Origin of the sequence: Luteimonas marina (assembly GCF_007859325.1) — a bacterium.
Classification (GTDB): domain Bacteria; phylum Pseudomonadota; class Gammaproteobacteria; order Xanthomonadales; family Xanthomonadaceae; genus Luteimonas; species Luteimonas marina.
In genome coordinates this window covers 561,269-586,625 of the sequence record NZ_VOHK01000002.1, presented here as the reverse complement: position 1 = coordinate 586,625, position 25,357 = coordinate 561,269, and the positions used below count along the sequence as shown (strand labels likewise).

The window sequence follows — 25,357 nt, the reverse complement described above, 5'->3', positions numbered from 1 at the left end:
CCGCGGCGGCAGGCGCACCCCGCACGCCCGGACCGGGGGCGCCTGCTAGCCGCGCAGCAGCGCCGGCAGCCACAGCGACAGCGGCGGCCAGAACGCCACCACCAGCAGCACCGCCAGCCCGGCCAGCCAGAACGGCCAGATCGAGCGCAGGCTCTCGCCGATGCTGATCTTGCCGATCGCGGTGCCGACGAACAGCACCGACCCCACCGGCGGCGTCACCAGGCCCAGGCCGCCGGCCAGCACCAGCACCATGCCGAAGTGGATCGGGTCGATGCCGTAGGCGCGCGCGACCGGCAGGAAGATCGGCGTGCAGATCAGGATCATCGGCGCCAGGTCCATGAAGATGCCCAGCAACAGCAGCAGCACCACGATCAGCAGCAGCACCATCTGCGGGCTGTCGGCGAAGGACTGCAGCGCGTTCACCGCCGCCGCCGGCACCTGCAGGTAGGCCAGCAGCCAGCCGAACAGCGCGGCGGTGGCGATCACGAACAGGATCACGCCGGTGGTGCGCGCGGCGTGCGTCACCGTCTCCAGGAACTCGCGCAGCCGCAGCTGGCGGTACAGCACGGTCGTCACCAGCAGCGCGTACAGCACCGCGACCGCCGCGCTCTCCACCGCGGTGAAGATGCCGGCGCGGATACCGACGAAGATCAGCGCGACCAGCCCCAGCCCCGGCAGCGCCGCCAGCAGCCGCACCAGCACCGCGCGCAGCCCCGGGAACGCCTCGACGCCGTAGCCGCGGCGGCGCGCGACGAAGTAGCCGGTGACCATCAGCACCAGCGTCATCAGCAGCGCCGGCAGGATGCCGCCGGCGAACAGGTCGGCGATCGAGATGCCGCCGCCCATCGCCGCCGAGTACAGGATCAGGTTGTGCGAGGGCGGCACCAGCAGCGCCACCAGCGCCGCGGTGATGCTGACATTGACCGCGAAATCGCGGTCGTAGCCGCGCTTGACCATCTGCGGGATCATCGTCCCGCCGACCGCGGACACGTCGGCGATCGCCGAGCCCGACACGCCGCCGAAGAACAGCGAGGACAGGATGCTGACCTGGCCCAGTCCGCCGCGGATGCGCCCGACCAGCGCCGAGGCCAGCGCGATCAGCCGTTCGGAAATGCCGCCGCGCATCATGATTTCGCCGGCAAAGATGAACAACGGGATCGCGATCAGCGACGCCGTGCCGATGCCCGCGCCCACCTGCTGCACCAGCACCACCGACGGCAAGCCGAGATAGAACAGCGTCGCCAGCGAGGCCGCGGCCAGCGCGAACGCCACCGGCACGCCGATCACCAGCAGCACCACGAACACTCCGAACAACAACGCAATCGCCATCAGCCCGCCCCGTCCCGTTTCGTCCACGTCCCCGCGCCGCGCGCCAGCGCGAACACCACCATCAGCGCGCCGCCCAGCACCAGCGGCAGGTAGGGCAGGCTCTGCGGCAGCGGCGCGCCCGCCATGCGCACATCGAAGCCGTCGACCAGCAGCACGCTGCCCCAGCCGGCCAGCACCGCGCCGATCGCCACGATCACCAGGTTGACGATGGTGTCGACGATCCGCCGATGCGCCGGGCGCATGGCCTCGGCCAGCAGGAAGAAGCCGAAGTGGCGCCCGGTGTGCACGCCCGACGCCGCGCCGAAGCTCATCGACGCCGCCAGCAGCACGATCGTCACCGGCTCGGTCCAGCTCGGCGAGTCGTTGATCACGTAGCGGGCGAACACCTGCCAGCCCTGCACCACCACCAGTCCGAGCAGGGCGACGACCGCGACCGCGATCGAGGCGTCGGACAGGCGGTCGAGCGCGCTCTTCGGCGGCGGCGCGGCGGCATCGTCGGGCAAGGTCTGTTCCGGCATCGTGGAGTCCTCAGGCCGCGGCGCGGATGCGGCGGTGGATGTCGGCGATCGCGGCATCGCGCAGGTAGTCGTCCACCAGCGGTCGCGCCGCGGCGTGGAAGGCGTCGGTGTCGACGGTGTTGAACGCGACGCCCGCGTCGCTCACCGCCTGTCGCGCCGCTGCCTCGGAGGCGTCCCACAGCTCGCGCATCACCTTCACCGATTCGCGCGACGCGTCCAGCAGCAGGTCGCGGTCGCGGGCCTCGAGCGCGTCGAGCGAGCGCTGCGAGATCAGCAGGATGTCCGGCGCGCGCGAATGCTCGCTCTCCGACCAGTAGGCCGCGGCCTCGAAATGGCGGCTGGAATGGAAGCTGCGCATGTTGTTCTCGGCGCCGTCGATCATGTGCGTCTCCATGCCCGAGAACGTGTCGCCCAGCGACATCGGCGTGGGGTTGGCGCCGAGCAGGCGCACCAGCCGGATGAAGATGTCGGAGGCGGCGACGCGGATCTTCAGCCCGTGCAGGTCCTCGGGCTTCACCAGCGGACGGCGCGTGTTGTAGAAGCTGCGCGCGCCGCTGTCGTAGATCGCCAGCCCCACCAGGTCGCGCGTGCCGAAGCCCTGCAGCACCGTCGCGGCGATGCCGCCATCGAGCGCGTGGCGCATGTGCGCGGTGGAATCGAACACGTAGGGCAGGCACAGCGGGATCGTCAGCGGGAAGGCGTTGTTGAGCGCGCCGCCGTAGACGCGGGTGATGTCGATGGCGCCGTAGCGGGCCATGTCGATCGCCTCGGACTCGCGCCCGAGCTGGCCGGAGTGGTACTGGCGGATGCGCACGCGCCCGTCGGTCTCGCGCGCCAGGGTCTCGCCGATCCAGCGCACCGCCTCGACCGTCGGGTAGTTGCTCACGTGCACGTCGGTCGCGGTCAGCACGCGGCCGCCGTCGGCGGCCAGGCCGCGGCCGGACAGCAGGCCGGCCGCGCAGGCGGCGCCGAGTCCGGCGACGAAGCCGCGCCGCCTCATGCCGGCCCGTCCTCGGGCGACAGCGGCGCGGCGGCCACGGCGCGGCCGGCGATCTCGCCTTGCTCGCCGAAGCGCACGCGCGCGACCTGGCCGATGCGGATGTCGTGGATGCCGGTGGCGTTGCCGGTGGCGATCAGGTCGCCGGCCTTGAGCGGCCGTCCCCGCTTCGCCGAACGCGACAGCGCGAAGGCGTACGCCGCGAGCAGGCCGCCGGGCAGCGTGGTCGCGCCGCCGCTGCCGACACGCTTGTCGTCGATCCAGGTTTCGGCAAGCAGCGAGGCTTCGGGCAGCGCGCGCCAGTCGCGGATCTCCGGACCCAGCGCCAGCCCGTTGTTGTTGCCGAAGTCCGACACCACCACCCGCGGCCCCAGTTCGTTGATCGTCGCCAGCGGGCTGCTGGCGACTTCCACGCCGATATGCAGCGTGGCCGGCACCTGCGCGGTCTCGTCCGGCGTCCAGTCGAGCTTGCCGGCCGGGGCGTCGGCCTCCAGCCGCAGCACGTACTCGGCCTCGACCGCGGCGAAGCCCCCGACGAACACCGGGAACGCCGCCATGCCCGCGCCGACGTGGAGCTGGCGCGCGAAGATCGGCCCCAGCAGGCGGTCGTCGCCCGACGCGTCGCGCCGGCCTTCGGCGATGTAGCCCACCTTCCAGCCCACCACCCGGTCGGGCCAGTCCGCGATCGCGAGGTCCTGGATGTGGTACGCCGCCACCAGGTCCGCCGGGATCGCCCCGGGGAACGCCGGCAGCGATGCCCCGCGCAGGCGCGCCTGGACAAAGGCCGCAGCGATGACCGCTTCCTCCGCGGCCGTCCGGGCCGCTTCCGTCGATGTTTCCGTCTCGCTGCTCAAGCCCCCTCCGGATGATGTTGCGGTGCAGATCGCCGCAGGCTGGATGTCCTTGTAAGGTAAACCGGTGTCATCTTCAATGTGCAGTGCGGCAAACCGGTGGACATTTCCTCTCCGGCCGCACAATCAGACCCCGATGGAGCCGCCCGAATGTCCCCGATCCGCCGTCTTTCCGCCTGGCTGACCGCCCTCGCCTGCCTGCTGTGCCTGGCCGCGCCCCTGCAGGCCGTCGCCGCCGAACCCCTCGCCTTCCCCGGCGCGCAGGGCTGGGCCGCGCACACGCCGGGCGGGCGCGGCGGGCAGATCCTGCGCGTCACCACCCTGGCCGCCGACGGCCCCGGATCGTTCCGCGCCGCGGTCGAGGCCAAGGGGCCGCGCATCGTGGTGTTCGAGGTCGGCGGCGTGATCGACCTGGGCGTGCAGACGCTGCGCATCACCGAACCCTTCCTCACCATCGCCGGCCAGACCGCGCCGGCGCCGGGCATCACCCTGATCCGCGGCGGCATCGACATCGCCACCCACGACGTGATCGTGCGCCACATCCGCGTGCGCCCGGGCGATGCCGGCAAGCCGCTGCGCAGCGGCGTGGATTTCGATGCGATCTCCACCGTGCGCGCCGAGAACGTGATCGTCGACCACTGCTCGCTGACTTGGGGCACCGACGAGGGCCTGTCGTCGTCGGGCACGCGCTTCATCGAGGGCGGCCGCACGCTGGAGGATTTCCGCAAGGGCACGTCGCGCCGCATCACCTTCAGCAACAACCTGATCGCCGAGGGGCTGGCGTATTCCAGCCACGGCAAGGGCGAGCACTCCAAGGGCACCCTGGTGCACGACCACGTCCAGGACATCCTGATCACCGGCAACCTGTACGCGCACAACTACGAGCGCAACCCGCTGTTCAAGGGCGGCGTCAGCGGGCAGGTCGTCAACAACCTGATCTACAACCCGGGCACTCGCGCGGCGCACTACAACCTGATCGCCGAGGAATGGCTGGGCCACGACTACGCCACCGGCACGATGATCCTGCGCGGCAACGTGCTGCGCGCCGGCCACGACACGAAGAAGCTCGCCTTGTTCATGATCGGCGGCTCCGGCGACGTCGACCTCTACCTCGACGACAACCTGGCGGTGGACGTGATCGGCGAGGCGACCATCCCGGAGATCGGCCGCTACACCACCGCGCCGGTGAAGGTGAACCGGCTGAAGACGCCGCCGGCGCTGCCGTTCGGCGTGGCGCTGCTGCCCTCGGCGCAGGTGCAGGACTCGGTGATCGAGAAGGCCGGCGCGACGCCCTGGAACCGCGACCCGATCGATCGCCGCATCGTCGCCGACGTGGTCGAGGGCCGCGGCGAGATCATCGACAGCCAGGACGAGGTCGGCGGTTATCCGCAGTACGCGCAAACCCGCAAGCCCTTCGTCGAGGCGGACTGGAACCTCGACACGATGGAGCCGCACGCCGGCTACGAGCGCGGCGAGCCGCTGCGCTGACGGCAGCGGCATGGCGCCGTCACGACGGCAGTTCCTGCGGCGGGCCGCGCTCGCGGGCGCAGCCTGCCTGATTCCGGGCGCCATCCTCGCCACACCTTCGCACGCGCTCGCACGCGTGCGCGGCGGACGCATCGCCGGTGTGCGCGAGCATGGCGTGCACGTGTTCCGTGGCATCCCCTACGGCGCGGACACGTCGGCGAGGCGTTTCCTGCCGGCGACGCAGGAGCCACGCTGGCGCGGCGTGCGCGACGCGTTCGACTACGGCGCCCCGGCCCCGCAGCGCGGCGACGAGGGCCCGGGCAGCGAGGACTGCCTGTGCCTCAACGTCTGGACGCCGGCGCTGCACGACGGCGGCAGGCGTCCGGTCCTGGTCTACGTCCACGGCGGCGGCTACAACACCGGCTCCGGCAGCGACCCGCTGTACGACGGCACGCGCCTGTGCCTGCGCGGCGACGTGGTCGTGGTCACCGTCAACCATCGCCTCAACGCCTTCGGCTATCTGCACCTGCGCGGGATCGCGGGGTCGGCGTACGCGGCCTCGGGCAACGTCGGCCAGCTCGACCTGGTGCAGGCGCTGCACTGGGTGCGCGAACACGCCGCGGCGTTCGGCGGCGACGCCGGCAACGTCACCGTGTTCGGCCAGTCCGGCGGCGGCGCCAAGATCGCCACGCTGATGGCGATGCCGGCCGCGCGCGGCCTGTTCCACCGTGCCTGGACGATGAGCGGCCAGCAGGTCACCGCCGCCGGCCCGCGCGCCGCCGACGGCCGCGCGCGCCTCTACCTCGAAGCGCTCGGCCTGGCGGCGACGGACATCGATGCGCTGCGCACGCTGCCGGTCGACGTGCTGCTGCAGGCGCAGTCGGTGCGCGATCCCTCGCGGATAGAGGACACGGCGCTCTACTTCGGCCCGGTGATGGACGGCGACGTCCTGCCGCGGCATCCGTTCTGGCCGGACGCGCCGCCGCAGTCGGCGCAGGTGCCGATGGTGATCGGCAACACCCGCGACGAGACGCGCGCCTTCCTCGGCAACGATCCGGCGAACTTCGCGCTCGACTGGGCCACGCTGCCGGCGAAACTGCGCGCGCAGCAGTACGTCGACATCGAGCCCGACGTGGTCATCGCCGGGTACCGGCGGATGTACCCGGACTACACGCCCAGCGAGGTGTTCTTCGCCGCCACCACTGCCGGCCGCTCCTGGCGCGGCGCGGTGGAGGAACTCGAAGCGCGTGCGCGCGACGGCCACGGCAACACCTGGGCCTACCAGCTCGACTGGCACCCGCCGGGCGAAGAAGGCGAACGCCTGCGCGCCTTCCACACCCTCGACATCGCGCTGGCGTTCGACAACATCGCGCAACCGGGCTCGCGCACGGGCGCTTCGGCCGACGCACAGCGCGTCGCCGACGCGATGAGCGACGCCCTGCTCGCCTTCGCGCGCAGCGGCGATCCGCGCGCCGGCGCCACTGCGGGCTGGCAGCCCTATTCGCTCGAGCGCCGCGAGACGATGGTGTTCGGCGACGCGCCGGTCATGCAGGACGATCCGCGCGGTGGCGAACGCCGCCTCTACCAGCGCGCGCCCTTCGTCCAGCGCGGCACGCTGTAGCACGCCCCCGGCGGCCGGCCGGCCGGGAACAGGGTGCACATATGCAGAAGGGGCCCTGCACGGGCCCCTTCCGGACAAGATATCGCAGCGGCGGCCCGTCAGGACCGCCGCGCGCCGGACCGTCAGAACTTGTAGCGGAAGCCCAGCAGGTACTGGCGACCGGTATGCGTGTACGCGATCGATGCGTCACGCCCCGTGTCCATCCACAGGTCGGACCATTCGTCGGTCAGGTTCAGGCCTTCGAGCGAGATCGAGAAGTTGTCGTTGAAGTTGTACGACAGCGATGCGTCGATCGTGGTCGTGGCGGCGGTGCCTTCCAGGTCGGTACCTTCGCGGCCCGGGATCTGGTTGGCGTACTCGTCGCGATAGGCTGCGGAGATGCGCGCGGAGAACTTCTGGTTGTCGTAGTAGAGCGTCGCGTTCCAGGCGTTCTCCGACAGGCCCACCATCGGTCCCTTCGCGGTCGGCGCACCGGAGGACGACAGGTACTGGATTTCGGATTCGACCCAGGTGTAGTTGAGCTGCACGCCGAAATCGCTCCAGAAGCCGGGCAGGAACGTGAACGGCTGCTGGTAGCCCAGTTCCACGCCCTTGAGCTCGCCGCCGGGCGTGTTCAGGGGCTGCTGGAACACGAACTCGTCATCCGGGGTCACGTTCCACTCCGGCAGGAGCAGCGAGGCCGGCAGGCCCGAGGTATGGAACGGCCGGCTTTCGCGCGAGGTCTGGATGTAGCTGTCGATGTCCTTGTAGAACAGGCCGACCGACACCAGGCCGCCGTCGCGCAGGTACCACTCCAGCCCGAGGTCGAAGGTCTTGGCGCGGAACGGCTCGACGTTGGGATTGCCGGTGGTCACCGTGCGCGAACCGCCCGCCACGCTGAAGGTGGTGCCCACGCCCAGGAACCCGAGGTTGGGCCGGGTCATCACTTCGGCGCCGGCGACGCGCAGCAGCAGGTCCGGCGTGAGTTCGGCGACGAGATTGAACGAAGGCAGAGTATCGCTGTACTTGTTCACCACCTGGCCGGGCGTGGTGATGTTGATCCAGCCGGTGCTGGTCAGTTCGGTCTCGACGCGACGCACGCCGACGTTGCCGCGCACCGGGATCGCACCGATGTCGAAGTTGAAGTCGCCCTGCACGTAGAAGCCCAGGCTTTCCTCCTGGACCGAACGGTCGTTGGCGATGGTATTGGTGAGGTAGTGATGGACGGCATACGGACCGGTGCCGCCGTGGATGCCCAGCGACTGCGCGAACGACACCACGTCCGGCACGACCGCGCTGCCGAAGCCGCCGATGTGGTACTGGCGCATCAGCGAGGCCAGCGCGTCGGGCGTGACCGTGATCCCGCCCACCGTTTCCACGCGACCGCTGCCGGGCGTGCCGCGTCCCCATTCGCGGCTCTTGAACTCGTAGTTCTTGTAGTTCACGCCGCCCTTGAGCGTGAAGTACGGCGAGGCTGCCCATGACAGGTCCATCGTGGCGGTATCGAAGGTGTTCTCGACCCACTGCGGGCGCAGGCGGATCTCGGCCAGCGTCCAGCCACTGGTGTCGGTGGGATCGACGCTGCCGTAGTCGAACACGGGAAGGCGGCTGTTGCCGCGGTAGTCCCAGCTGAAGCCCTGCGCGTTGAACTTGTCGGCGATGACCGTGGTCTGGATCGGATTGTCGTATTCGGACGACGACATGCCGACCAGCGCATTGAGCTTCACACTGTCGCTGAAGCCATGCTCGAGCGCCGCGGTCAGCTGGGTGAACGTGGTGTTCTGCTCGTCGTAGCGGCCTTCGGAGCGGATGTCGACGTTGTCGAACACGCCGTAGACCAGGTTGCCGCGGCTGTCGATCTCGCCGTCCAGGACCCGGGTTTCCTGCTTGCCGTCGGCATTGGTGCGGCTGAACGACACGGCGTTGATGTTGTCCTGCCAGCGGTTGGCGTCGAAGCGCGCGTACAGGCCATCGAACACCAGTTCGGTGCGGTCGCCCAGCTTGAACTGCAGCGCGCCGGTGATGCCCAGGCGCTCCTGCTCGTGGCGGTAGAGGTTGTAGCGCGGGATGCGCGGATGGTAGACGTTCGGGTCGAGCGCGGCCTGGAACGGCGAATCCGGAGCGAAGAAGTTGGTGGAGGTGTTCTGCGCCGTCCACCAGCGCACGGTATCCGAACCTTCCTCGACCACGGTGCGGTCGGTATAGGCGATCGACAGCAGCGCGCCGGCATGGCCGTCGGCGAAGGTGTTGCTGATCAGGAACGTGCCGCGCGGGTCGTATTCCTTCGCGAGGCTGCCGTAGCCCATCTGCCCGCCGATGGCCATGGTGAAGCCGTCGTAGTCGAACGGACGCGCGGTGCGCAGGTCGACGGTCGCACCCAGCGAGCCTTCCTCGATTTCCGCCGCCGACGTCTTGCGCACCACGAGCTGGGTGAACAGGTCGGACGCGAAGGTGTTGAAGTCGAAGCTGCGCCCGCGGTTCACGCCACCGGAGGTATCGGTGCCGCCGCCGGTGGCGAGGCCTTCGATGCCGTTGATGCGCACGCGGGTGAACTGCGGGCCGAGGCCGCGCACCGAGATGTTGCGGCCTTCGCCGCCTTCGCGGGTGATCGACACGCCCGGGATGCGCTGCAGCGATTCGGCCAGGTTGAGGTCGGGGAAGTCGGCGATGTCCTCGGCCACGATCGCGTCGACGACGCCGGCTTCGCCGCGCTTGATGTCCACCGCACGTTCGAGGCTGGCGCGATAGCCGGTCACGACCATGGTGTCGAACGTCTGTGCGTCTTCGGCAGGCGCCGCGGCCGGCGCTTCGGTCGCCTGCGCCGGATCCTGCGCCATGGCGACCAGGGCCTGTGCCTGCAGCGCGAAACCGATCGACACGGCCAGCAAGGTAACCGGTGTCTTTTTTCTCTGGCGGACAACTTGCATAATTTCCCCTCCGGTGAAGTCAGACATCGGCCATCGCGGCGCCCGACTGAATGCGTGTGTTTGAGATGGTGCCCCGCGGCCTGAATGACACCGCTGGTCAAAACCCTAACAAAACCTTGCCCGGCAAGCATGCTGCGCCGCAAAAAGCGCCCAAGGCCTCGACTGGCCGATGATGCCGGGAGCCAACGGGAGTGCCCATGTCCGCTCGAATCGTCTGTTTCGGTGAACTGCTGCTGCGCCTGGCGGCGCCCGGGCGGGAGCTGCTGCTGCAGTCGCCCCGGCTGGAGGTCCACGTCGGCGGCGCCGAGGCCAACGTCGGCGTGTCGCTGGCCCGCTTCGGGCACGAGGTGGCCATGCTCGGCACCGTGGCCGACAACGCCCTGGGCCGCGCCGTGCTGGGCGAACTGCGCCGGCACGGGGTGGACACCCGCGCGGTGCACCTGGCCGCGGGACGGATGGGGTTGTACTTCCTCGCCACCGGCGCCGGGCACCGCCCCAGCGAGGTGCTGTACGACCGCGCCGATTCGGCCTTCGCGCTGGCGCCGGCCGACGGCTACGACTGGCCGGCCCTGCTGCGCGGCGCCGGCTGGCTGCACCTCTCCGGCGTGACCCCGGCGCTGGGCGCGGCCACCGCCGCCGCGGCCGCCGACGCGGTCCGCGCCGCCGTCGCGCAGGGCGTGCAGGTGTCGTTCGACGGCAATTTCCGGCCGAAGCTGTGGGCGGCCTGGGATGGCGACCCGGCATCGATCCTGCGCCCGCTACTGGACGGCGCCGCGATCGCCTTCGCCGATCATCGCGACATCGACGTCGTGCTCGGCGCGGACGACGCGTCCGCGGACACCCACGAGCAGCGCTTCGCGATCGCCGCGCGGCGCGCGTTCGACGCCTTCCCGCGCCTGCAGCGCATCGCCTGCACCACGCGCGCGCAGAGCAGCGTCGACCACCACGCGCTGGGCGCGCTGATGGCCACGCGCGATGGCGCGCTGCACCGGGTCGAACCCCGCGAACTGCCGGGCATCGTCGACCGCATCGGCGGCGGCGACGCCTTCGCCGCCGGCGTGCTGCATGGTCTGGCGTCGGGCTGGGACGACGCCGACAGCCTGCGCTTCGGCCACGCCGCCGGCTGCCTGAAGCACGCGGTGCCGGGCGATTTCAACCTGTGCGACGCCGAAGACGTGATGGCGCTGGTGCGCGGCGAGCGGCTGGACGTGAAGCGCTGAGCGGCAGCAACGCGCGGCGCATGCGCTGGCGTCGTCGCGAACTTGCGAAGGAACGATCCTCTGGAAAAAAAGCCGCCCCCTTGCCGTCATCCCCGCGAAAGCGGGGATCCATTTTGACTTTGGCGCATAAGGACACTGGATCCCCGCTTTCGCGGGGATGACGACTTTCTTTCAACTCGGTTGCGCTGGCGTTTTTTCCCTCGCCAATGAAAAGCCCGGCATTCGCCGGGCTTTTCCTCTTCCAGTACCACCCCGCCGGCAGCGCCGCGCGTCAAAGCCCGCAGAAGCAGTGCGCCAGCACCTTCACCGGCGCGCCGTCCTGGGTCCTGAGCACCTGTTCCAGCATGCGCAAGTCGCGCCCGGCCTGCGGCGCGGCGCGCGCCAGCAGCGTCTGCGCGAGGTCGGAATCCTTCAGCCAGGCCTGGCCGATGCGGCCCTGCACGAAGCCGGTGAACCACTTCTCGAACGGCGTCGCCTGACGCTCGACGTAGCGCACGCGCCAGTCGCCGGGCTCACCCAGCTTCGCGCGCGCCGCGGCATCCGCGACCGCGGCCTGGACGCCGCCGAACTCGTCCACCAGCCCGCGCTCCTTCGCCTGGGTGCCGGTCCACACCCGGCCGCGCGCGATCTCGTCGATCTGCTCGGGCGTGCGCTTGCGGCCCTGCGCGACGCGGGTGATGAAGTCGCGGTAGCCCTTGTCGATGTAGGACTGGATCACCTGCCCCACTTCCGGCGACAGCGGGCGGCTGAGGTCGAACGCGCCGGCCATGCGCGTGGTGGCGACGCCGTCGGTGTGCACACCGATCTTCTCCAGCGCGCGCGGGAACGTCGGCACCAGGCCGAAGATGCCGATCGAGCCGGTGATCGTCGACGGATCGGCGTAGATGCGATCGGCGTCCATGCTGATCCAGTAGCCGCCCGACGCGGCGACGTCGCCGAACGAGACCACCACCGGCTTGTCGGCCGCCTTCAGGCCGAGGATCTCGCGCCGGATGATCTCCGACGCGAACGCCGAGCCGCCGCCCGAGTTCACGCGCAGCACCACGGCCTTGACGTCGTCGTCGTCGCGCGCCTCGCGCAGCAGCGCGGCGGTGGAGTCGCCGCCGATCGTGCCCGGCGGCTGGCGGCCCTCGACGATGTTGCCTTCCGCCACCACCACCGCCACCTGCGGCCGCCGGTCGGCCGCGGCCGCGGGACCCTCGGCATGGCGCAGGTAGTCGAAGAATCCGACCTGGCGGAAGCCGCCGCTGGCGTCCTCGTCCGCCTCGCCGCGCTCGGCGAGCAGGTTCTCCACCTCCTCGCGCGTCTTCAGCCCGTCGACGAGCTTCTGCCGCACCGCGTACTGCGCCGAATCGCCCTCGACCGCGGCGATGCCCTCGGGCAGGGACTCGATGCTCGCGGTCAGTGCCTGAGGCGTGGTCTTGCGCAGGCGCGCGACGTCGGCGAGGTAGCGCTGCCAGACGTCGCCGCGCCAGAACAGGTCGGCTTCCTTGGATTCGGGCGAGGCGTCGTCGCGGATGAAGGGCTCGGCGGCGGACTTGTATTCGCCCACCTTGAACAGGTGCATGTCGATGCCGAGCTTGTCCTGCAGGCCCTCACGGTAGAACTGCCGGTAGCCGCTCAGGCCGAGCAGCATGATCTCGCCCTGCGGGTCGAGGTAGACCTCGTCGGCCTGCGCCGCGAGCAGGTACTGCCCTTGCGTGAAGCGTTCGCCGTACGCGACCACCTGCTTGCCCGAGTCGCGCAGCGCCTGGATCGCGGCGCCGATCTCGCGGATCGAGGCGAAACCGGAGAACGCCATGCGGTCCACGCGCAGCAGCACGCGCTCGATGTTGCCGTCGTCCTTCGCCGACTCCAGCACCTTCAGCACGTCGCGCAGCTGCACTTCCGCCGGGCCCTGGCCGAAGCTCGCCTGCAGCGAGCGGCTGACCGGGTCGGAGGTGTACTGCTCGACCAGCTGCGCCTCGGGCGCGACCACCAGCGTGGTGCGCGCCTGCAGCGGCTTCACCCCGCCCCTGCCGCCGGCCAGCGCCAGCAGGATCAGCAGCAGCAGGAAGAAGAACAGCAGGTTCAGGACCAGCCGGCGGACGAAGTTCATGCCGTCCCAGACGCCGACGATGGCGCGCAGCAACGGACCGCGCGTGTTGGTTTGACTCATTTGGGCGAAAACTCCCTGTTCCGGATGGCCAGAGTACCCGGCAAGCGCGGTGTTTTCATGCCCCGTTGGTCACCCGCCCGGGTGGCACGGCGAGCGTCGCCGCGCGCCGGCTGCTGTGCATGAACCGCCAGGCCATCAGCACCGCCGCGACCAGCAGGCCGGCGATCAGCCCCAGCCACATCCCGCGCGGCCCCCAGCCCAGGCCCAGCCCGAGCCCGGCGCCCAGCGGCATGCCCACGCCCCAGTAGGCGAAGGCGGCGATGAACATCGGCACGCGCGTGTCCTTGAGCCCGCGCAGCGCGCCGGCCGAGAGCACCTGGATGCCGTCGGGGAACTGGAACGCGGCGGCGAACAGCAGCAGCGTGCCCGCCAGCGACGCCACCGCCAGGTCGCGCGTGTAGATGCCGGCGATGGCCTCGTGCCCGCCCAGCAGCACCGCCGCCGACAGCGCCTGGGTCGCCAGCACCAGCGCGAAGCCGGCCAGCGCGGCGCGGCGCACGCCGTACGCGCCGCGGCCGCTGCCGACCGCGTGTCCGACCCGCACCGTGGTCGCCTCGGCCACGCCGAACGGGATCATGAAGCACAGCGAGGCGACGTTGATCGCGATCTGGTGCGCGGCCACCTCCAGCTCGCCGATGCGGCCGATCAGCAGCGCGGTCACGATGAACAGACCGCCCTCCATCGCCACGGTCACGCCGATCGGCAGGCCGGTCCTGAGCAGCGCCGAGATCTCGCGCCAGCGCGGCGGATCGAAGCGCTCGAACAGCTTCAGCGCCTCGAACCGGCGCGCGCGCGCCAGGTAGGCGAGGAAGCCGAGCACCTGCATCCACATCATGATCGCCGAGGCCAGGCCGAGCCCGCCCGCGCCCATCTCCGGCAGGCCGAACGCGCCGAAGGTCAGCGCATAGCCCAGCGGCAGCAGCACCAGCAGCCCGCCGAAGCCGAAGGCCATCGTCGGCAGCGTCCAGTGCAGGCCGTCGCACAGGTAGCGCATGCAGAAGTACAGCGTCAGCGCCGGGATGCCCCAGCGGATGCCGTGCAGGAACGCGGCCGCGCTCGGACGCACCTCGGGCGCGATGCCCATCGGCGCCAGCGCGTGCTCGGACAGGGTGAGGAAGGCGAACAGCAGCGCGCCCAGCGCCAGCGACAGCCACAGCGCCTGCCGGAACAGCGGCCCGACCTCGGCGCGGCGGCCGGCGCCGTCGAGCTGCGACACCGACGGCGGCAGCGCCATCAGCGTGCCCATCGGCACCATCATCGGCAGCCAGAACATCGCCGTGCCGACCGCGACGCCGGCCAGCGTACTGGTGCCGTGGCGCCCGGCGATCACGTTGTCGACGAAGCCGATCAGGCCGGTGGCCAGGTGCCCGGCGACCAGGGGCGCGGCGAGCACGGCGGTGGTGCGCACTTCACTGCGGAAGCGCGCCGGCGGGGTGGGCGGAGACATGGGCTGGGAGCAGGCGCGACTGCGGCCGGCAGCGATCCAGTGTCGCGCGCTGGCGCCGGGTCGGCGGCGGCCGGTATCTTAACCGCCCCTGCCCGGAACGCCGATGACGACACCGTCCGACCCGCAGGCGGCCTCGCCTGCCCTGCCCGCCGCGCCCGAAGCGCGCGGCGACTGCGCCAACTGCGGCACGCCGCTGCTGGGCGAACACTGCTACGCCTGCGGCCAGCCGGTGAAGGGGCTGGTGCGGCACTTCTCCAGCCTGGTCGGCGACGTCCTCGACAGCGTCTTCGAATGGGACTCGCGCACGCCGCGCACCCTCTGGCCGCTGCTGGCCCGGCCCGGGTATCTCGCACTCGAATATTTCGCCGGGCGCCGGATCCGCTATGTCAGCCCGTTCCGGCTGTTCTTCTTCCTCGCCATCCTGACCTTCTTCGTCGGCAGGCTGGTGATCAGCTTCGGCAGCGAAAACCCGGTCCGGCTCGGCGGCGACAGCGGGATCGAGACCGCGCGCAACATCGCCGAGGTGGAGCAGGCGCGCGACGAGGCGCTGGCCGGGCTCGCCGCCGAGCGCGCCGAACTTGCGCCGAAGATCGAGGCGGCGGAAGGCCACGCGGCGCCGGCCAACGTCGGCACCATCACCGGCCTGCGCACCGCCGATGCCGCGCTGCAGGCCGCCGAGACCGCGATCCGCGCGCAGGCCGACGAACGCATCGCCGCGTTCCGCCGGTCCGAGGAGACCGGCGGACCGCCGCCGGTGCCGCGCCCGCACCGGCTCAACTTCGGCGGCGACACGCCCTGGGATCCGGAGAAGAACCCGATCCGCATCGGCTGGCTGCCGCAGTTCGCCAACGACTGGCTCAACCGGCAGGTCGCGCGCACCGAGAAGAACGTCCAGCGGCTGCAGGAAGACCCCGACCTGTTCAAGGATTCGCTGCTCGGCGCGGTTCCCTCGACGCTGTTCGTGCTGCTGCCGCTGTTCGCGCTGATGCTGAAGGTCGCCTACCTGTTCAAGCGCCGGCTGTACATGGAGCACCTGATCGTCGCGCTGCACAGCCACGCCTTCCTGTGCCTGTCGCTGCTGCTGGTGTTCCTGACCATGGCGCTGGAGCGCTGGCTCGCCCCGCAGGGCGGTGCGCTGAAGATCGTGTTCGACCTGGTCGAGGCCGCGCTCTGGTGCTGGATGCCGCTCTACCTGCTGCTGATGCAGAAGCGCGTGTACGGCCAGGGCTGGACGATGACCCTGATCAAGTACGCGGTGATCGGCTTCTGCTACTCGATGCTGCTCAGCTTCGGCGCGGCGTTCACCACGATCGCGAGCCTGGTGTGGATGTAATCCAAGGGGGGAGCGACGCGATGGTGCTCTATGAAGTGACCGTGCAGGTCGATCGCGACATCGCCGCGGACTACCGCGCCTGGCTCGAGGCGCACGTGGGGGCGATGCTGGCACTTCCCGGCTTCACCGCCGCCGAGGTATTCGAGGTGGTCGAGACGCCGCCCGATGCCGGCCGCCTGTCGCTGTGCGTGCACTACCGGCTGCGCGACCAGGCCGCGCTCGACGACTACCTGCGCGAACACGCCACGCGCCTGCGCGCCGACGGCGTCGCACGCTTCGGCGACCGCTTCCGCGCCTCGCGGCGCGTGCTGCGGTCGGCCGGCGTTTGACGCGGCGCCTTTCCGCGAAGACGAAGATGGCGCCGCATCCAGCGCAATGTCATCCCGAGCGTCGCGAGGGATCTGGTTCTGCACGTTGCGCGCGAGCGCAAGCAAGATCCCTCGCGACGCTCGGGATGACAGGCGCGTTTGCGTTGCCGTGACCTGAAACAAACCGCCCTACGGCGCGACGCGCCGCCGCAGCCAGTCCGCGCGCTGCGCCTGCGGCTGCGACATCAATGCATGGCGCAAGGCGTCGCGATCCTGCGGCGGCGTGCGCTGCGCCAGCACGCCCAAGTCCGCGCGCGCCTGCGGCGGCAGCGCGCGCAACGCGGCCAGCAGCGCTTCGCGCTCGTCCGGCGGCACCTGCGCGAACAGCGCGTGCAGCCGCGGCCAGTCGGCGCCAAGCACCGGGCCGAGCAGCCAGCCGCGGCGGATGCCGGCGTCGAGCGCATCGAAGCGCGCGCGCAGCGCCTGCTGCTCCGCGACCGGCAACGCGCGCCAGGCCTCGCGCGCGGCGCGCATGCGGTCGCGCTCGTCCGCGGGCAGCGCGCGCCACGCCTGCCAGGCCTCGCGCCGCTCGCGGCGCATCGCTTCCGGCAAGGCCTCCCATTCGGCGACGCGGCGCGCCAGCGCCTCGCGCTGCGCGGGCGCCAGCGACGCCAGCGCCTGCGCGCCGTCATCCGCCGGCTGCGCAAATGCGACTGCGGCGAGCAGCAGCAGGGCCGCGCACGGCAGCCGGCCGCGACGCTCAGCGCGGCGCATCGAACTGCTCCGGCGGGCTGTCGTCCGCGTCCGAGGTTTCGGGCGGCGCGAGCAGGCCTTCGTCGCCTTGCGCCAGCGCCTCGACCAGCCAGGCGTCGAAGGCAGGATCCTCGAACGCGTCGGCCTCACCGGTGGCCTGTGCGAGCAGCAGGTCGAGGTCGCGGTGGGACTGCAGCGCGGTCGCGGGATCGAACTGCGCGGCGGGCGTGGACGCCGGCGGCAGCGCTTCGGTACGGATGCGCGCGCCGCCGCCGTCGGGCGCCGGTCGCGGCCACCACCAGGTCGCGGCCAGCGCGGCGGCGGTGAGCGCGACCACCGCCAGCGTCGCCGGCCACAGCCAGCGTCGGCGCGAACCGGTGTCCGCGGCGTCCGCGCGCACGCTGCGCGCGCGCGGACGCACGCCGTCGCGCAGCATCGCGATCCGCTCCAGACGCTCGCCCGGAACGGCGCGGACCGCGCGCTGCGCCGCATCGGACAGCGCGCGCCAGGCTTCGGGATCGGGGCTGCCGTCGTCGCGGTGCGGCAGCGCGCGCTGCAGGGCCAGGCGATAGGTCGGGCGGGCGATGCCGAGCACCGCGGCGGCCTCGGATTCGGCCAGCCCCGCCACCAGGCGCAGCAGCAAGGCCGCGCGCGGTCCGCTGCCGAGCCCGGCGAGGTGCCCCGGCACGCCGTCCATCGCCATGGCGCCGGCGGGCACCCGCAACGCCGGCGAGGCCAGCAGCATCGCCCAGAAGCGGCGCGGCCACTCCGCGAAGGCGATGCCGCCGGCCACCTCGCGGAACCCGCGCAGGGTGGCGGCCAGCGCCACGTCGCCGGTGTCCGCGCCCCCGCCCTGCCACTGCGCGAACACCACCCCGCGGCGCTCGACGCCGCGCAGGAAGGCAGTCAGTGCGGCCTGCGCCGCGGCGGGATCATTCAAGGAGGACGACCATCCGGTTTGCGGGCCCGGGGGCGGCCCGACGCGCGCCATGATACGTGCGCCATCCTCCGCGGCAGGGGCTTGACGGGCGTCTCATTCGTTGTTCCACCCCTGCTTTTGCGGGCCGAGGTTGTGCACACGCATCGCGAAACCGTCACATGCCGGGCCCGTGAACGCCCATTGGCGTATGTGAAAGCTTTGTTTCACGCCCAAATGCCTGATTTTCCTTGGGAATGTCGGATTGGCGTTTTTTTCGCCAAGGCGGGCTTTGATGCAGACGGCGAGGCCAAAAACACCGTGCGCATGTGCTCGTGCACAGACTTATCCACACAAATTGTGGATAAGGGGAAAACCCTTGTCCGCCATCGACTTGCGTGCGGAACGTCCACCGAGGGACAACTCTGGCCCGCAAGTCGGCAAGCGCCGGTGGACGAGGGCCACCAGCGCCGGGCAGCGGCACGCAATCGCTAGACTTCGACGGTGTCCAGCCCCGCCGCCCCCGTCTTCCAGGTCGCCCTGCCGCTGCCCCTGCCGCGGCTGTTCGACTACGCCGCGCCGGACGACCGTCCCGCCGGCGCCGACGAGATCGGCCGGCGCGTGCGCGTGCCCTTCGGGCCGCGCGAGCTGGTCGGCGTGGTCGCGGCGATCGATCCGCCCGCGCCCGACGCGCCGGCGCTGCGCGCGATCCTCGACCGGCTCGACGACCGCCCCCTGTTCCACGGCGAACTGCTCGACTCGCTGCGCTGGCTGGCCCGCTACACCCACGCCCCGCTCGGCGAGGTGCTGGCCACCGCCCTGCCCGCGGCGCTGCGCCGCGGCGAAGCGCTGCCCGACACCCACGCCTGGGCCTGGCGGCTGACCGAAGCCGGCGCGACCGCGCTGCCGCGGCTGCGCAACGGTACCCGGCCGCGCCGGCTCGCCGAACGGCTGCGCGAGGGTGAACGCGACGAAGACGCGCTCGACGCATGGATGGACGACTGGCGCACCGCCGCGCGCGCCCTGGCCAAACGCGGCCACGCCGAGCGCGTCGCGGTCCCGGCCTCGCAGCTTGCGCCGGCGCCGCAGCCCGGTCCCGTACCGAACGAAGAACAGCAGGTGGCGATCGACACACTGCGCGCGGCCCGCGGCTTCGCGCCGCTGCTGCTCGACGGCGTCACCGGCAGCGGCAAGACCGAGGTCTACCTGCACGCGATCGCCGACTGCCTCGCGCGCGGCAGGCAGGCGCTGGTGCTGGTGCCCGAGATCGGGCTGACCCCGCAGCTGCTGGCGCGCTTCCGCGCGCGCCTGGGCGTGCCGGTGCACGCCAGCCATTCCGGCCTCAACGACGGCGAACGCGCGCGCACCTGGGCGGCCGCATGGCGCGGCGAGGCGCGGGTGGTTGTCGGCACGCGCTCGGCCGTGTTCACGCCGCTGCCCGATGCCGGCCTGATCGTGGTCGACGAGGAGCACGACGGCAGCTACAAGCAGCAGGACGGTATCCGCTACCACGCGCGCGATTTCGCCCTCGTGCGCGGCAAGGCGCTCGAGGTGCCGGTGCTGCTGGGCAGCGCCACGCCGTCGCTGGAGACGCTGCACAACGCCACCACCGGCAGCCGCTACGGCTACCTGCGCCTGTCGCATCGCGCGGGCGAGGCGAAGCCGCCCGCCGTGCGCATCGTCGACGTGCGCAAGCGGCCACTCGAAGCCGGCCTGTCGGCGCAGATGTTCGACGCGATCCGCGCCGCCCTCGACGCCGGCGGCCAGGTGCTGGTGTTCAAGAACCGCCGCGGCTATGCGCCGGTGCTGCTGTGCCACGACTGCGGCTGGAGCGCGCAGTGCCCGCGCTGCGACTCGCCGATGACCGTGCACGCGCACGGCCGGCGCCTGCAGTGCCACCACTGCGGCCACCGCAAGCCCGCGCCGCCGGCCTGCCCCGACTGCGCCAGCCTCGGCCTGCAGCCGCAGGGCGCGGGCACCGAGCGCATCGAGGAAGTGCTGGCGGCGAAGTTCGGCGCCGGCTCCCATCCGGATGTCCCCGTGCTGCGCATCGACCGCGGCAGCACCCAGCGCAAGGACGCGCTGGAGACACTGCTCGCCGGACTCGGCGCACGACCCGGCATCCTCATCGGCACGCAGATGCTGGCCAAGGGCCACGACCTGCCCAACCTGACGCTGGTGTGCGTGGTCGGCATCGACGAAGGCCTGTTCTCGGCGGACTTCCGCTCGCACGAGAAGCTCGCGCAGCTGCTGATCCAGGTCGCCGGCCGCGCCGGCCGCGCACAGCGCGCGGGCGAGGTGCTGCTGCAGACCCACCACCCCGAACACCCGCTGCTGGCGACGCTGATCGAAGGTGGCTACCACGCCTTCGCCGGCGACGAACTCGCGCAGCGCGAAGCCGCCGGCTTCCCGCCGCTCGCGCACCTCGCCCTGCTGCGCGCGGAGGCGAAACACGCCGAGCCGCCGATGGCGTTCCTGCACGCGACGCGCACCGCGCTGCGCGACAGCGGACTCGCGCTCGACCTCAACGGACCGATGCCGGCGCCGATGCCCCGGCGCGCCGGCATGCATCGCGCGCAGCTGCTGCTGTCCGCGCCTGCGCGCGGCGCGCTGCATGCCGCGCTCGATGCCGCGCTGCCGGCGATCCACGCCCTGCCCGACGCGCGCAAGGTGCGCTGGTCGCTGGACGTCGATCCGGTGGACCTGTACTGACCGCCGCGCGTAGGTCGGGGCTACGCCCCCGACGCCCGGCCATCGGTGGTCAAAGCGTCGGGGGCGTAGCCCCGACCTACGGTTCCATGGAACGCAGGCAGGATCAGCCCGCGGACTTGCCCTTCGGCTTCTCGCGCACGTAGACGATCTGCCCCTGGCGGCGGATCTCGAACAGCCCGATCGCCTCGACCAGGTCGCTGAGTTTGCGGTAGCCGTAGTTGCGCGGGTCCAGCGAGGCCTGGTTGCCGATCTGGTGCCCGACCTGGCCCAGGTGCGCCCAGCCGTCGTCGTCGCCGGCCGCCTCGACGGCGCTGCGCAGCAGCTGCAGCAGGCGGGCGTCGCCGCGCAGCTGCTTCTGCGTCTTGGGCTTGCTGGCCGCGGGCGCGGCCCCGGCCTCCGCGCTCGGTGCGGCGAGCGCCTCGACGTAGGTGAACTTGGAGCAGGCGTTGACGAACGGCGCCGGCGTCTTCTGCTCGCCGAAGCCGTAGACCTTCACGCCCTCGGTCAGCAGGCGCATCACCAGCGGCGTGAAGTCGGCATCGCTCGACACGATGGCGAAGCCGTCGAGGTTGCCGGCGTACAGCAGGTCCATCGCGTCGATCACCATCGCCATGTCGGAGGCGTTCTTGCCGGAGGAGTACGCGAACTGCTGGATCGGGCGGATCGCGTATTCGTGCAGCACCGCTTCCCAGGACTTGATGTGGGGATTCTTCCAGTTGCCGTAGGCCCGGCGCACGTTGGCCACGCCGTGGCGTGCGACCTCGTTGAGGATCGCGTCGATCTTCGACGCCGGCGCGTTGTCCGCATCGATCAACAACGCGATCCGCTTCTCCACCTCCGCCATGGCGGTTTTCCCGACGTGATCCGGCCTCCAGATTAGCGCGTTCCGGCGGCGATGCGCCGCAGCGTGATCCCGCGGCGCGGACGGGCCACAATCGCGCGATCCCGATCCGGCGCGACCACCGCATGCAGACCCGATCCAGCGCCGCCATGACGCCCGCGCAGCGCCTGCGCAGCATCTTCAGCGGCTCGGTCGGCAACCTCGTCGAGTGGTACGACTGGTACGTCTACGCCGCGTTCTCGCTGTATTTCGCCGAGGTGTTCTTCCCCGGCGGCGACCGCACCAGCCAGTTGCTCAAGACCTCGGCGATCTTCGCCGTCGGTTTCCTGATGCGCCCGCTCGGCGCCTGGCTGCTCGGCCGCTACGCCGATCGCCACGGCCGCAAGCGCGCGCTGATGCTGTCGGTGGTGATGATGTGCACCGGCTCGCTGATGATCGCCTGCACGCCCGGCTACGCCAGCATCGGCGTCGCCGCGCCGGTGCTGCTGGTGCTGGCGCGGCTGCTGCAGGGCCTGAGCGTCGGCGGCGAGTACGGCACCTCGGCCACCTACCTGAGCGAAGTCGCCACGCGCGAGCACCGCGGCTTCTGGTCGAGCTTCCAGTACGTCACGCTCGTCATGGGCCACCTGGTCGCGCTCGGCGTGCTGATCGCGCTGCAGCGCGTGTTCCTGACCGACGACCAGCTGCGCGACTGGGGCTGGCGGATCCCGTTCGTCATCGGCGCGGTCGCCGCGGTGGTGGCGCTGTGGCTGCGCCGGACCATGGTCGAGAGCGAGGCCTTCGCGAAGGCCGAAGCCGGCGCGTCGGAGCAGGCCAACGCGCGCCAGGGCACGCTGCGCGAGCTCGCGCGCCATCCGCGCGCGGTGTTGACCGTGGTCGGCCTGACCATGGGCGGCACGCTGGCGTTCTATACCTACACCACCTACGTGCACAAGTTCATGGTCAACAGCGCCGGCATCGCCAGCGAGACCGCGAGCCTGATCAACGCCTCCACGCTGTTCGTGTACATGCTGCTGCAGCCGCTGGTCGGCGCGCTGTCGGACCGCATCGGGCGGCGCCCGGTGCTGATCGCGTTCGGCGTGCTCGGCACGCTGTGCACCTGGCCGATCCTGTCCGCGCTGCAGCACGCGTCGAGCCCGGCGCAGGCGTTCTGGCTGATCCTCGGCGCGCTTGTCATCGTCAGCGGCTACACCGCGATCAACGCGGTGGTGAAGGCGGAGCTGTTCCCGGTCGAGGTCCGCGCCCTCGGCGTCGGCCTGCCCTACGCGCTGACGGTGGCGCTGTTCGGCGGCACCGCCGAATACGTGGCGCTGTGGTTCAAGGACATCGGCCATGAGCGCGGCTTCTTCTGGTACGTCACCGCCTGCATCGGCTGCTCGCTGCTGGTCTACCTGCGGATGCCCGACACGCGCAAGGCCTCGCTGATCGACCGCGACCGTACGGGCTGAAACCAATGCGGCGCCGCGCCGGCGGATGCGCGACAATAGGCGTCTTCCCGCATCGATCCGCCTCGCGCCCCCATGACGACCCAGCTCGAACAGCTCCGCGCCCTGTCCACCGTCGTCGCCGACACCGGCGACATCGAGGCCATCGCCCGCTTCAAGCCGATGGACGCCACCACCAATCCCTCGCTGCTGCTCAAGGCCGCGTCGCTGCCCGCCTACGCCGGCCATCTCGACGAAGCGGTGGCGAAGGCGACCGGCAGCGGCGAGGCGAAGGTCGGCGATGCCTGCGACCGGCTAGCGGTGGCGATCGGCGGCGAGATCCTGAAGCTGATCCCGGGCCGCGTCTCCACCGAGGTCGACGCGCGGCTGAGCTTCGACACCGAGGCCACCGTCGCCAAGGCGCACCGTCTCGTCGAGCTCTACGATCAGGCCGGGATCGGCACCGACCGCCTGCTGATCAAGACCGCCTCGACCTGGGAAGGCATCCGCGCCGCCGAGCGGCTCGAGCGCGAAGGCATCCACTGCAACCTGACCCTGCTGTTCTCGTTCGCGCAGGCGGTGGCCTGCGCCGAGGCCGGCGTGTTCCTGATCTCGCCCTTCGTCGGCCGCATCCTCGACTGGCACCTGGCCAACGGCATGGACAAGCCGGCCACGCCGCAGGACGACCCGGGCGTGCAATCGGTCACCGGCATCTGGCACTACTACAAGCGCCACGGCTACGACACCGTGGTGATGGGCGCGAGCTTCCGCAACACCGGGGAAGTGCTGGCGCTGGCCGGCTGCGACCGGCTGACCATCTCGCCCGACCTGCTGGCCGCGCTGGAAGCCTCCGACGCGCCGGTCGAACGCGCCCTGGCCGATACCGGCGAACGCACCGCGCAGCCCGCCGCGCTCGACGAGGCCGGCTTCCGCTGGCAGCACAACGAGGACGCGATGGCGACAGAGAAGCTCGCCCAGGGCATCCGCAACTTTGCCGCCGACCAGCGCAAGCTGGAGGCGCAGCTGGCGGCGAAGATCGGCTGACGCACGCACCTCGACACCGTCATTCCCGCGAAGGCGGGAACCCAGTGTCTTTGCTTTTCATGCACGGTAAAGACGCTGGATTCCCGCCTTCGCGGGAATGACGGTTCCAAAGGAATCTCGCGATCTCCTGCGCAGGCGCCCCGCCTTTGCCTGCATCCTGAGATAATCACGCCATGACCGCCCCCATGCCCCACGTCGTCATCGTCGGCGGCGGCTTCGCCGGCCTCTGGGCGACGCGGGCGCTGGCGTCGGCGCCGGTGCGCATCACCCTGCTCGACCGCGGCAACCACCACCTGTTCCAGCCGCTGCTCTACCAGGTCGCGACCGCCGGCCTGTCCGCGCCCGACATCGCCGCGCCGCTGCGCCACATCCTGCGCGGGCAGAAGAACGTCGAGGTGCGCATGGCGACGGTGGCGCGCATCGACGCGGCCGGCAAGCGCGTCGAACTCGAGGACGGCAGCGCCATCGCCTTCGACTTCCTGCTGCTCGCCAGCGGCGCCACCCACGCCTACTTCGGCAACGACCACTGGGCCGCGCACGCGCCGGGGCTGAAGACGCTCGACGACGCGCTCGACCTGCGCCGCAAGTTGCTGCTCGCCTTCGAGCGCGCCGAGGCCGCCGACGATCCCGCCGAGCGCGAGGCCTGGCTCAGCTTCGCCGTCGTCGGCGGCGGCCCGACCGGCGTCGAGCTCGCGGGCACCCTGGCCGAGATCGCGCGGCACACGCTGAAGGACGAGTTCCGCAACATCGATCCGGCGCAGGCGCGCGTGCGTCTGGTCGAGGCCGGGCCGCGCGTGCTGTCCTCGTTCCCCGAGGACCTGTCGGAAAAGGCGCGGCGACAGCTCGAGAAACTCGGCGTCGAAGTCGCCACCGGCACGCCGGTCGCGGACATCACCGCCGAGGGCTACCGCCTAGGCGAGACCTTCGTGCCCGCGAAGACCGTGGTCTGGGCCGCGGGCGTCGCCGCCTCGCCGCTGGGCCGCACGCTCGGCGTCGAACTCGACCGCGCCGGCCGCGTGCCGGTGCTGCCCGACCTCACCGTACCCGGCCATCCCGACCTGTTCGTCGCCGGCGACCTCGCCTCGCTGCAGCAGGACGGCAAGCCCGTGCCCGGCGTCGCGCCCGCGGCCAAGCAGATGGGCCGGCACGTGGCGCAGTCGATCCGCGCGCGCCTGTCGGGCCGGACGACGACGCCGTTCGTCTACCGCGACTACGGCAACCTCGCCACCATCGGCCGCATGGCCGCGGTGGTCGATTTCGGTCGCCTGAAACTGTCCGGCCTGCTGGCGTGGTGGTTCTGGCTCACCGCGCACGTGTTTTTCCTGATCGGATTCCGCAACCGCCTGGTGGTGCTGCTCAACTGGTTCTGGGCGTACTGGAGCTACCAGCGCGCGGCGCGGATCATCCTCGGCGACGACGATCGTTCCGATACAAAGTAACGAACGCGAACGCGCATCGCGCAGGCCGCGCGCGCTGCAGTTCGGCTAGGATGGCGCGTCCCCCGGAACGCGC

The 25,357-nt window shown here is 71.2% G+C and carries 19 protein-coding genes; 9 read left to right on the top strand and 10 right to left on the bottom strand.

The features are described 5' to 3' along the window. Positions 1 to 45: 45 nt before the first annotated feature. From FQY83_RS06600 to FQY83_RS06585, 4 genes are read right to left on the bottom strand one after another with little or no spacing between them, the layout of a single operon-like run. A complete protein-coding gene (locus FQY83_RS06600; protein WP_146386277.1) occupies positions 46 to 1,329 on the bottom strand; it encodes a TRAP transporter large permease in 1,284 nt (427 codons plus the stop codon). Next, positions 1,329 to 1,847 (bottom strand): TRAP transporter small permease, encoded by a 519-nt coding sequence (locus FQY83_RS06595; RefSeq protein ID WP_146386275.1) that lies wholly within the window; start codon positions 1,845 to 1,847, stop codon positions 1,329 to 1,331. Before FQY83_RS06595 ends, FQY83_RS06600 begins: the two co-directional genes overlap by 1 nt. A 10-nt stretch (positions 1,848 to 1,857) precedes the next feature. Further along, positions 1,858 to 2,847 (bottom strand): TRAP transporter substrate-binding protein, encoded by a 990-nt coding sequence (locus FQY83_RS06590; RefSeq protein ID WP_146386273.1) that lies wholly within the window; start codon positions 2,845 to 2,847, stop codon positions 1,858 to 1,860. Continuing rightward, positions 2,844 to 3,698, bottom strand: coding sequence for a 2-keto-4-pentenoate hydratase (locus FQY83_RS06585; protein ID WP_146386271.1), 855 nt, complete (start codon positions 3,696 to 3,698; stop codon positions 2,844 to 2,846). Before FQY83_RS06585 ends, FQY83_RS06590 begins: the two co-directional genes overlap by 4 nt. Positions 3,699 to 3,845: 147 nt before the next feature. Between FQY83_RS06585 and FQY83_RS06580 the strand changes: the two genes are divergently transcribed. Beyond that, on the top strand, positions 3,846 to 5,183 hold the full coding sequence (locus tag FQY83_RS06580; RefSeq protein ID WP_146386269.1) for a pectate lyase family protein: 1,338 nt from the start codon (positions 3,846 to 3,848) through the stop codon (positions 5,181 to 5,183). A 10-nt stretch (positions 5,184 to 5,193) separates the two neighbouring features. Further along, positions 5,194 to 6,783 (top strand): carboxylesterase/lipase family protein, encoded by a 1,590-nt coding sequence (locus FQY83_RS06575; protein WP_146386267.1) that lies wholly within the window; start codon positions 5,194 to 5,196, stop codon positions 6,781 to 6,783. A gap of 122 nt (positions 6,784 to 6,905) precedes the next feature. Here FQY83_RS06575 and FQY83_RS06570 read toward each other — a convergent pair whose 3' ends face one another. After that, the gene (locus tag FQY83_RS06570; RefSeq protein WP_146386265.1) at positions 6,906 to 9,689 is read right to left on the bottom strand and encodes a TonB-dependent receptor; all 2,784 of its coding nucleotides are present in this window, start codon (positions 9,687 to 9,689) and stop codon (positions 6,906 to 6,908) included. Between the two features lie 197 nt (positions 9,690 to 9,886). On the opposite strand from FQY83_RS06570, the gene FQY83_RS06565 reads away from it, so the two are divergent. After that, positions 9,887 to 10,909: a sugar kinase gene (locus FQY83_RS06565; RefSeq protein WP_146386263.1), complete on the top strand. Its 1,023-nt coding sequence runs from the start codon at positions 9,887 to 9,889 to the stop codon at positions 10,907 to 10,909. 271 nt (positions 10,910 to 11,180) lie between these two features. On the opposite strand, the gene sppA is transcribed toward FQY83_RS06565, so the two are convergent. Together sppA and FQY83_RS06555 are read right to left on the bottom strand one after the other, a co-directional pair. Beyond that, positions 11,181 to 13,067, bottom strand: coding sequence for a signal peptide peptidase SppA (sppA, locus tag FQY83_RS06560; RefSeq protein ID WP_146386261.1), 1,887 nt, complete (start codon positions 13,065 to 13,067; stop codon positions 11,181 to 11,183). 55 nt (positions 13,068 to 13,122) lie between these two features. Next, the gene (locus FQY83_RS06555; RefSeq protein WP_146386259.1) at positions 13,123 to 14,514 is read right to left on the bottom strand and encodes an MATE family efflux transporter; all 1,392 of its coding nucleotides are present in this window, start codon (positions 14,512 to 14,514) and stop codon (positions 13,123 to 13,125) included. A gap of 103 nt (positions 14,515 to 14,617) precedes the next feature. On the opposite strand from FQY83_RS06555, the gene FQY83_RS06550 reads away from it, so the two are divergent. Both FQY83_RS06550 and FQY83_RS06545 read left to right on the top strand, forming a co-directional pair. Further along, entirely contained in the window at positions 14,618 to 15,847 is a 1,230-nt protein-coding gene (locus FQY83_RS06550) for a DUF3667 domain-containing protein (RefSeq protein WP_146386256.1), read from the top strand. A 20-nt stretch (positions 15,848 to 15,867) separates the two neighbouring features. Then, positions 15,868 to 16,176, top strand: a complete 309-nt coding sequence (locus FQY83_RS06545; RefSeq protein WP_146386254.1) for a DUF4286 family protein — start codon at positions 15,868 to 15,870, stop codon at positions 16,174 to 16,176. Positions 16,177 to 16,344: 168 nt separating this feature from the next. On the opposite strand, the gene FQY83_RS17565 is transcribed toward FQY83_RS06545, so the two are convergent. Both FQY83_RS17565 and FQY83_RS17560 read right to left on the bottom strand, forming a co-directional pair. Further along, positions 16,345 to 16,929, bottom strand: coding sequence for a DUF3106 domain-containing protein (locus FQY83_RS17565; protein ID WP_158636446.1), 585 nt, complete (start codon positions 16,927 to 16,929; stop codon positions 16,345 to 16,347). Further along, positions 16,916 to 17,848 (bottom strand): RNA polymerase sigma factor sigma-70 region 4 domain-containing protein, encoded by a 933-nt coding sequence (locus FQY83_RS17560; RefSeq protein ID WP_158636445.1) that lies wholly within the window; start codon positions 17,846 to 17,848, stop codon positions 16,916 to 16,918. Before FQY83_RS17560 ends, FQY83_RS17565 begins: the two co-directional genes overlap by 14 nt. A gap of 480 nt (positions 17,849 to 18,328) precedes the next feature. On the opposite strand from FQY83_RS17560, the gene FQY83_RS06535 reads away from it, so the two are divergent. Further along, entirely contained in the window at positions 18,329 to 20,536 is a 2,208-nt protein-coding gene (locus FQY83_RS06535; RefSeq protein WP_146386250.1) for a primosomal protein N', read from the top strand. Between the two features lie 103 nt (positions 20,537 to 20,639). On the opposite strand, the gene FQY83_RS06530 is transcribed toward FQY83_RS06535, so the two are convergent. Beyond that, positions 20,640 to 21,380, bottom strand: a complete 741-nt coding sequence (locus FQY83_RS06530; protein WP_146386248.1) for an NYN domain-containing protein — start codon at positions 21,378 to 21,380, stop codon at positions 20,640 to 20,642. Positions 21,381 to 21,502: 122 nt separating this feature from the next. On the opposite strand from FQY83_RS06530, the gene FQY83_RS06525 reads away from it, so the two are divergent. From FQY83_RS06525 to FQY83_RS06515, 3 genes are all read left to right on the top strand, one after another. Beyond that, positions 21,503 to 22,825, top strand: a complete 1,323-nt coding sequence (locus tag FQY83_RS06525) for an MFS transporter (protein WP_146386246.1) — start codon at positions 21,503 to 21,505, stop codon at positions 22,823 to 22,825. 72 nt (positions 22,826 to 22,897) lie between these two features. Beyond that, positions 22,898 to 23,845 (top strand): transaldolase, encoded by a 948-nt coding sequence (gene tal, locus FQY83_RS06520; protein ID WP_146386244.1) that lies wholly within the window; start codon positions 22,898 to 22,900, stop codon positions 23,843 to 23,845. Positions 23,846 to 24,018: 173 nt separating this feature from the next. Then, the gene (locus tag FQY83_RS06515) at positions 24,019 to 25,284 is read left to right on the top strand and encodes an NAD(P)/FAD-dependent oxidoreductase (protein WP_146386242.1); all 1,266 of its coding nucleotides are present in this window, start codon (positions 24,019 to 24,021) and stop codon (positions 25,282 to 25,284) included. Positions 25,285 to 25,357 lie beyond the last annotated feature (73 nt).

What these genes read in the sequence shown, in the direction of transcription:
- FQY83_RS06600 (WP_146386277.1), bottom strand. Translation starts at nt 1,329, where the DNA reads ATGGCGATTGCGTTGTTGTTCGGAGTGTTCGTGGTGCTGCTGGTGATC.
- FQY83_RS06595 (WP_146386275.1), bottom strand. Translation starts at nt 1,847, where the DNA reads ATGCCGGAACAGACCTTGCCCGACGATGCCGCCGCGCCGCCGCCGAAG.
- FQY83_RS06590 (WP_146386273.1), bottom strand. Translation starts at nt 2,847, where the DNA reads ATGAGGCGGCGCGGCTTCGTCGCCGGACTCGGCGCCGCCTGCGCGGCC.
- FQY83_RS06580 (WP_146386269.1), top strand. Translation starts at nt 3,846, where the DNA reads ATGTCCCCGATCCGCCGTCTTTCCGCCTGGCTGACCGCCCTCGCCTGC.
- FQY83_RS06575 (WP_146386267.1), top strand. Translation starts at nt 5,194, where the DNA reads ATGGCGCCGTCACGACGGCAGTTCCTGCGGCGGGCCGCGCTCGCGGGC.
- FQY83_RS06570 (WP_146386265.1), bottom strand. Translation starts at nt 9,689, where the DNA reads ATGCAAGTTGTCCGCCAGAGAAAAAAGACACCGGTTACCTTGCTGGCC.
- FQY83_RS06565 (WP_146386263.1), top strand. Translation starts at nt 9,887, where the DNA reads ATGTCCGCTCGAATCGTCTGTTTCGGTGAACTGCTGCTGCGCCTGGCG.
- sppA (WP_146386261.1), bottom strand. Translation starts at nt 13,067, where the DNA reads ATGAGTCAAACCAACACGCGCGGTCCGTTGCTGCGCGCCATCGTCGGC.
- FQY83_RS06555 (WP_146386259.1), bottom strand. Translation starts at nt 14,514, where the DNA reads ATGTCTCCGCCCACCCCGCCGGCGCGCTTCCGCAGTGAAGTGCGCACC.
- FQY83_RS06550 (WP_146386256.1), top strand. Translation starts at nt 14,618, where the DNA reads ATGACGACACCGTCCGACCCGCAGGCGGCCTCGCCTGCCCTGCCCGCC.
- FQY83_RS06545 (WP_146386254.1), top strand. Translation starts at nt 15,868, where the DNA reads ATGGTGCTCTATGAAGTGACCGTGCAGGTCGATCGCGACATCGCCGCG.
- FQY83_RS17565 (WP_158636446.1), bottom strand. Translation starts at nt 16,929, where the DNA reads ATGCGCCGCGCTGAGCGTCGCGGCCGGCTGCCGTGCGCGGCCCTGCTG.
- FQY83_RS06530 (WP_146386248.1), bottom strand. Translation starts at nt 21,380, where the DNA reads ATGGCGGAGGTGGAGAAGCGGATCGCGTTGTTGATCGATGCGGACAAC.
- FQY83_RS06525 (WP_146386246.1), top strand. Translation starts at nt 21,503, where the DNA reads ATGCAGACCCGATCCAGCGCCGCCATGACGCCCGCGCAGCGCCTGCGC.
- tal (WP_146386244.1), top strand. Translation starts at nt 22,898, where the DNA reads ATGACGACCCAGCTCGAACAGCTCCGCGCCCTGTCCACCGTCGTCGCC.
- FQY83_RS06515 (WP_146386242.1), top strand. Translation starts at nt 24,019, where the DNA reads ATGACCGCCCCCATGCCCCACGTCGTCATCGTCGGCGGCGGCTTCGCC.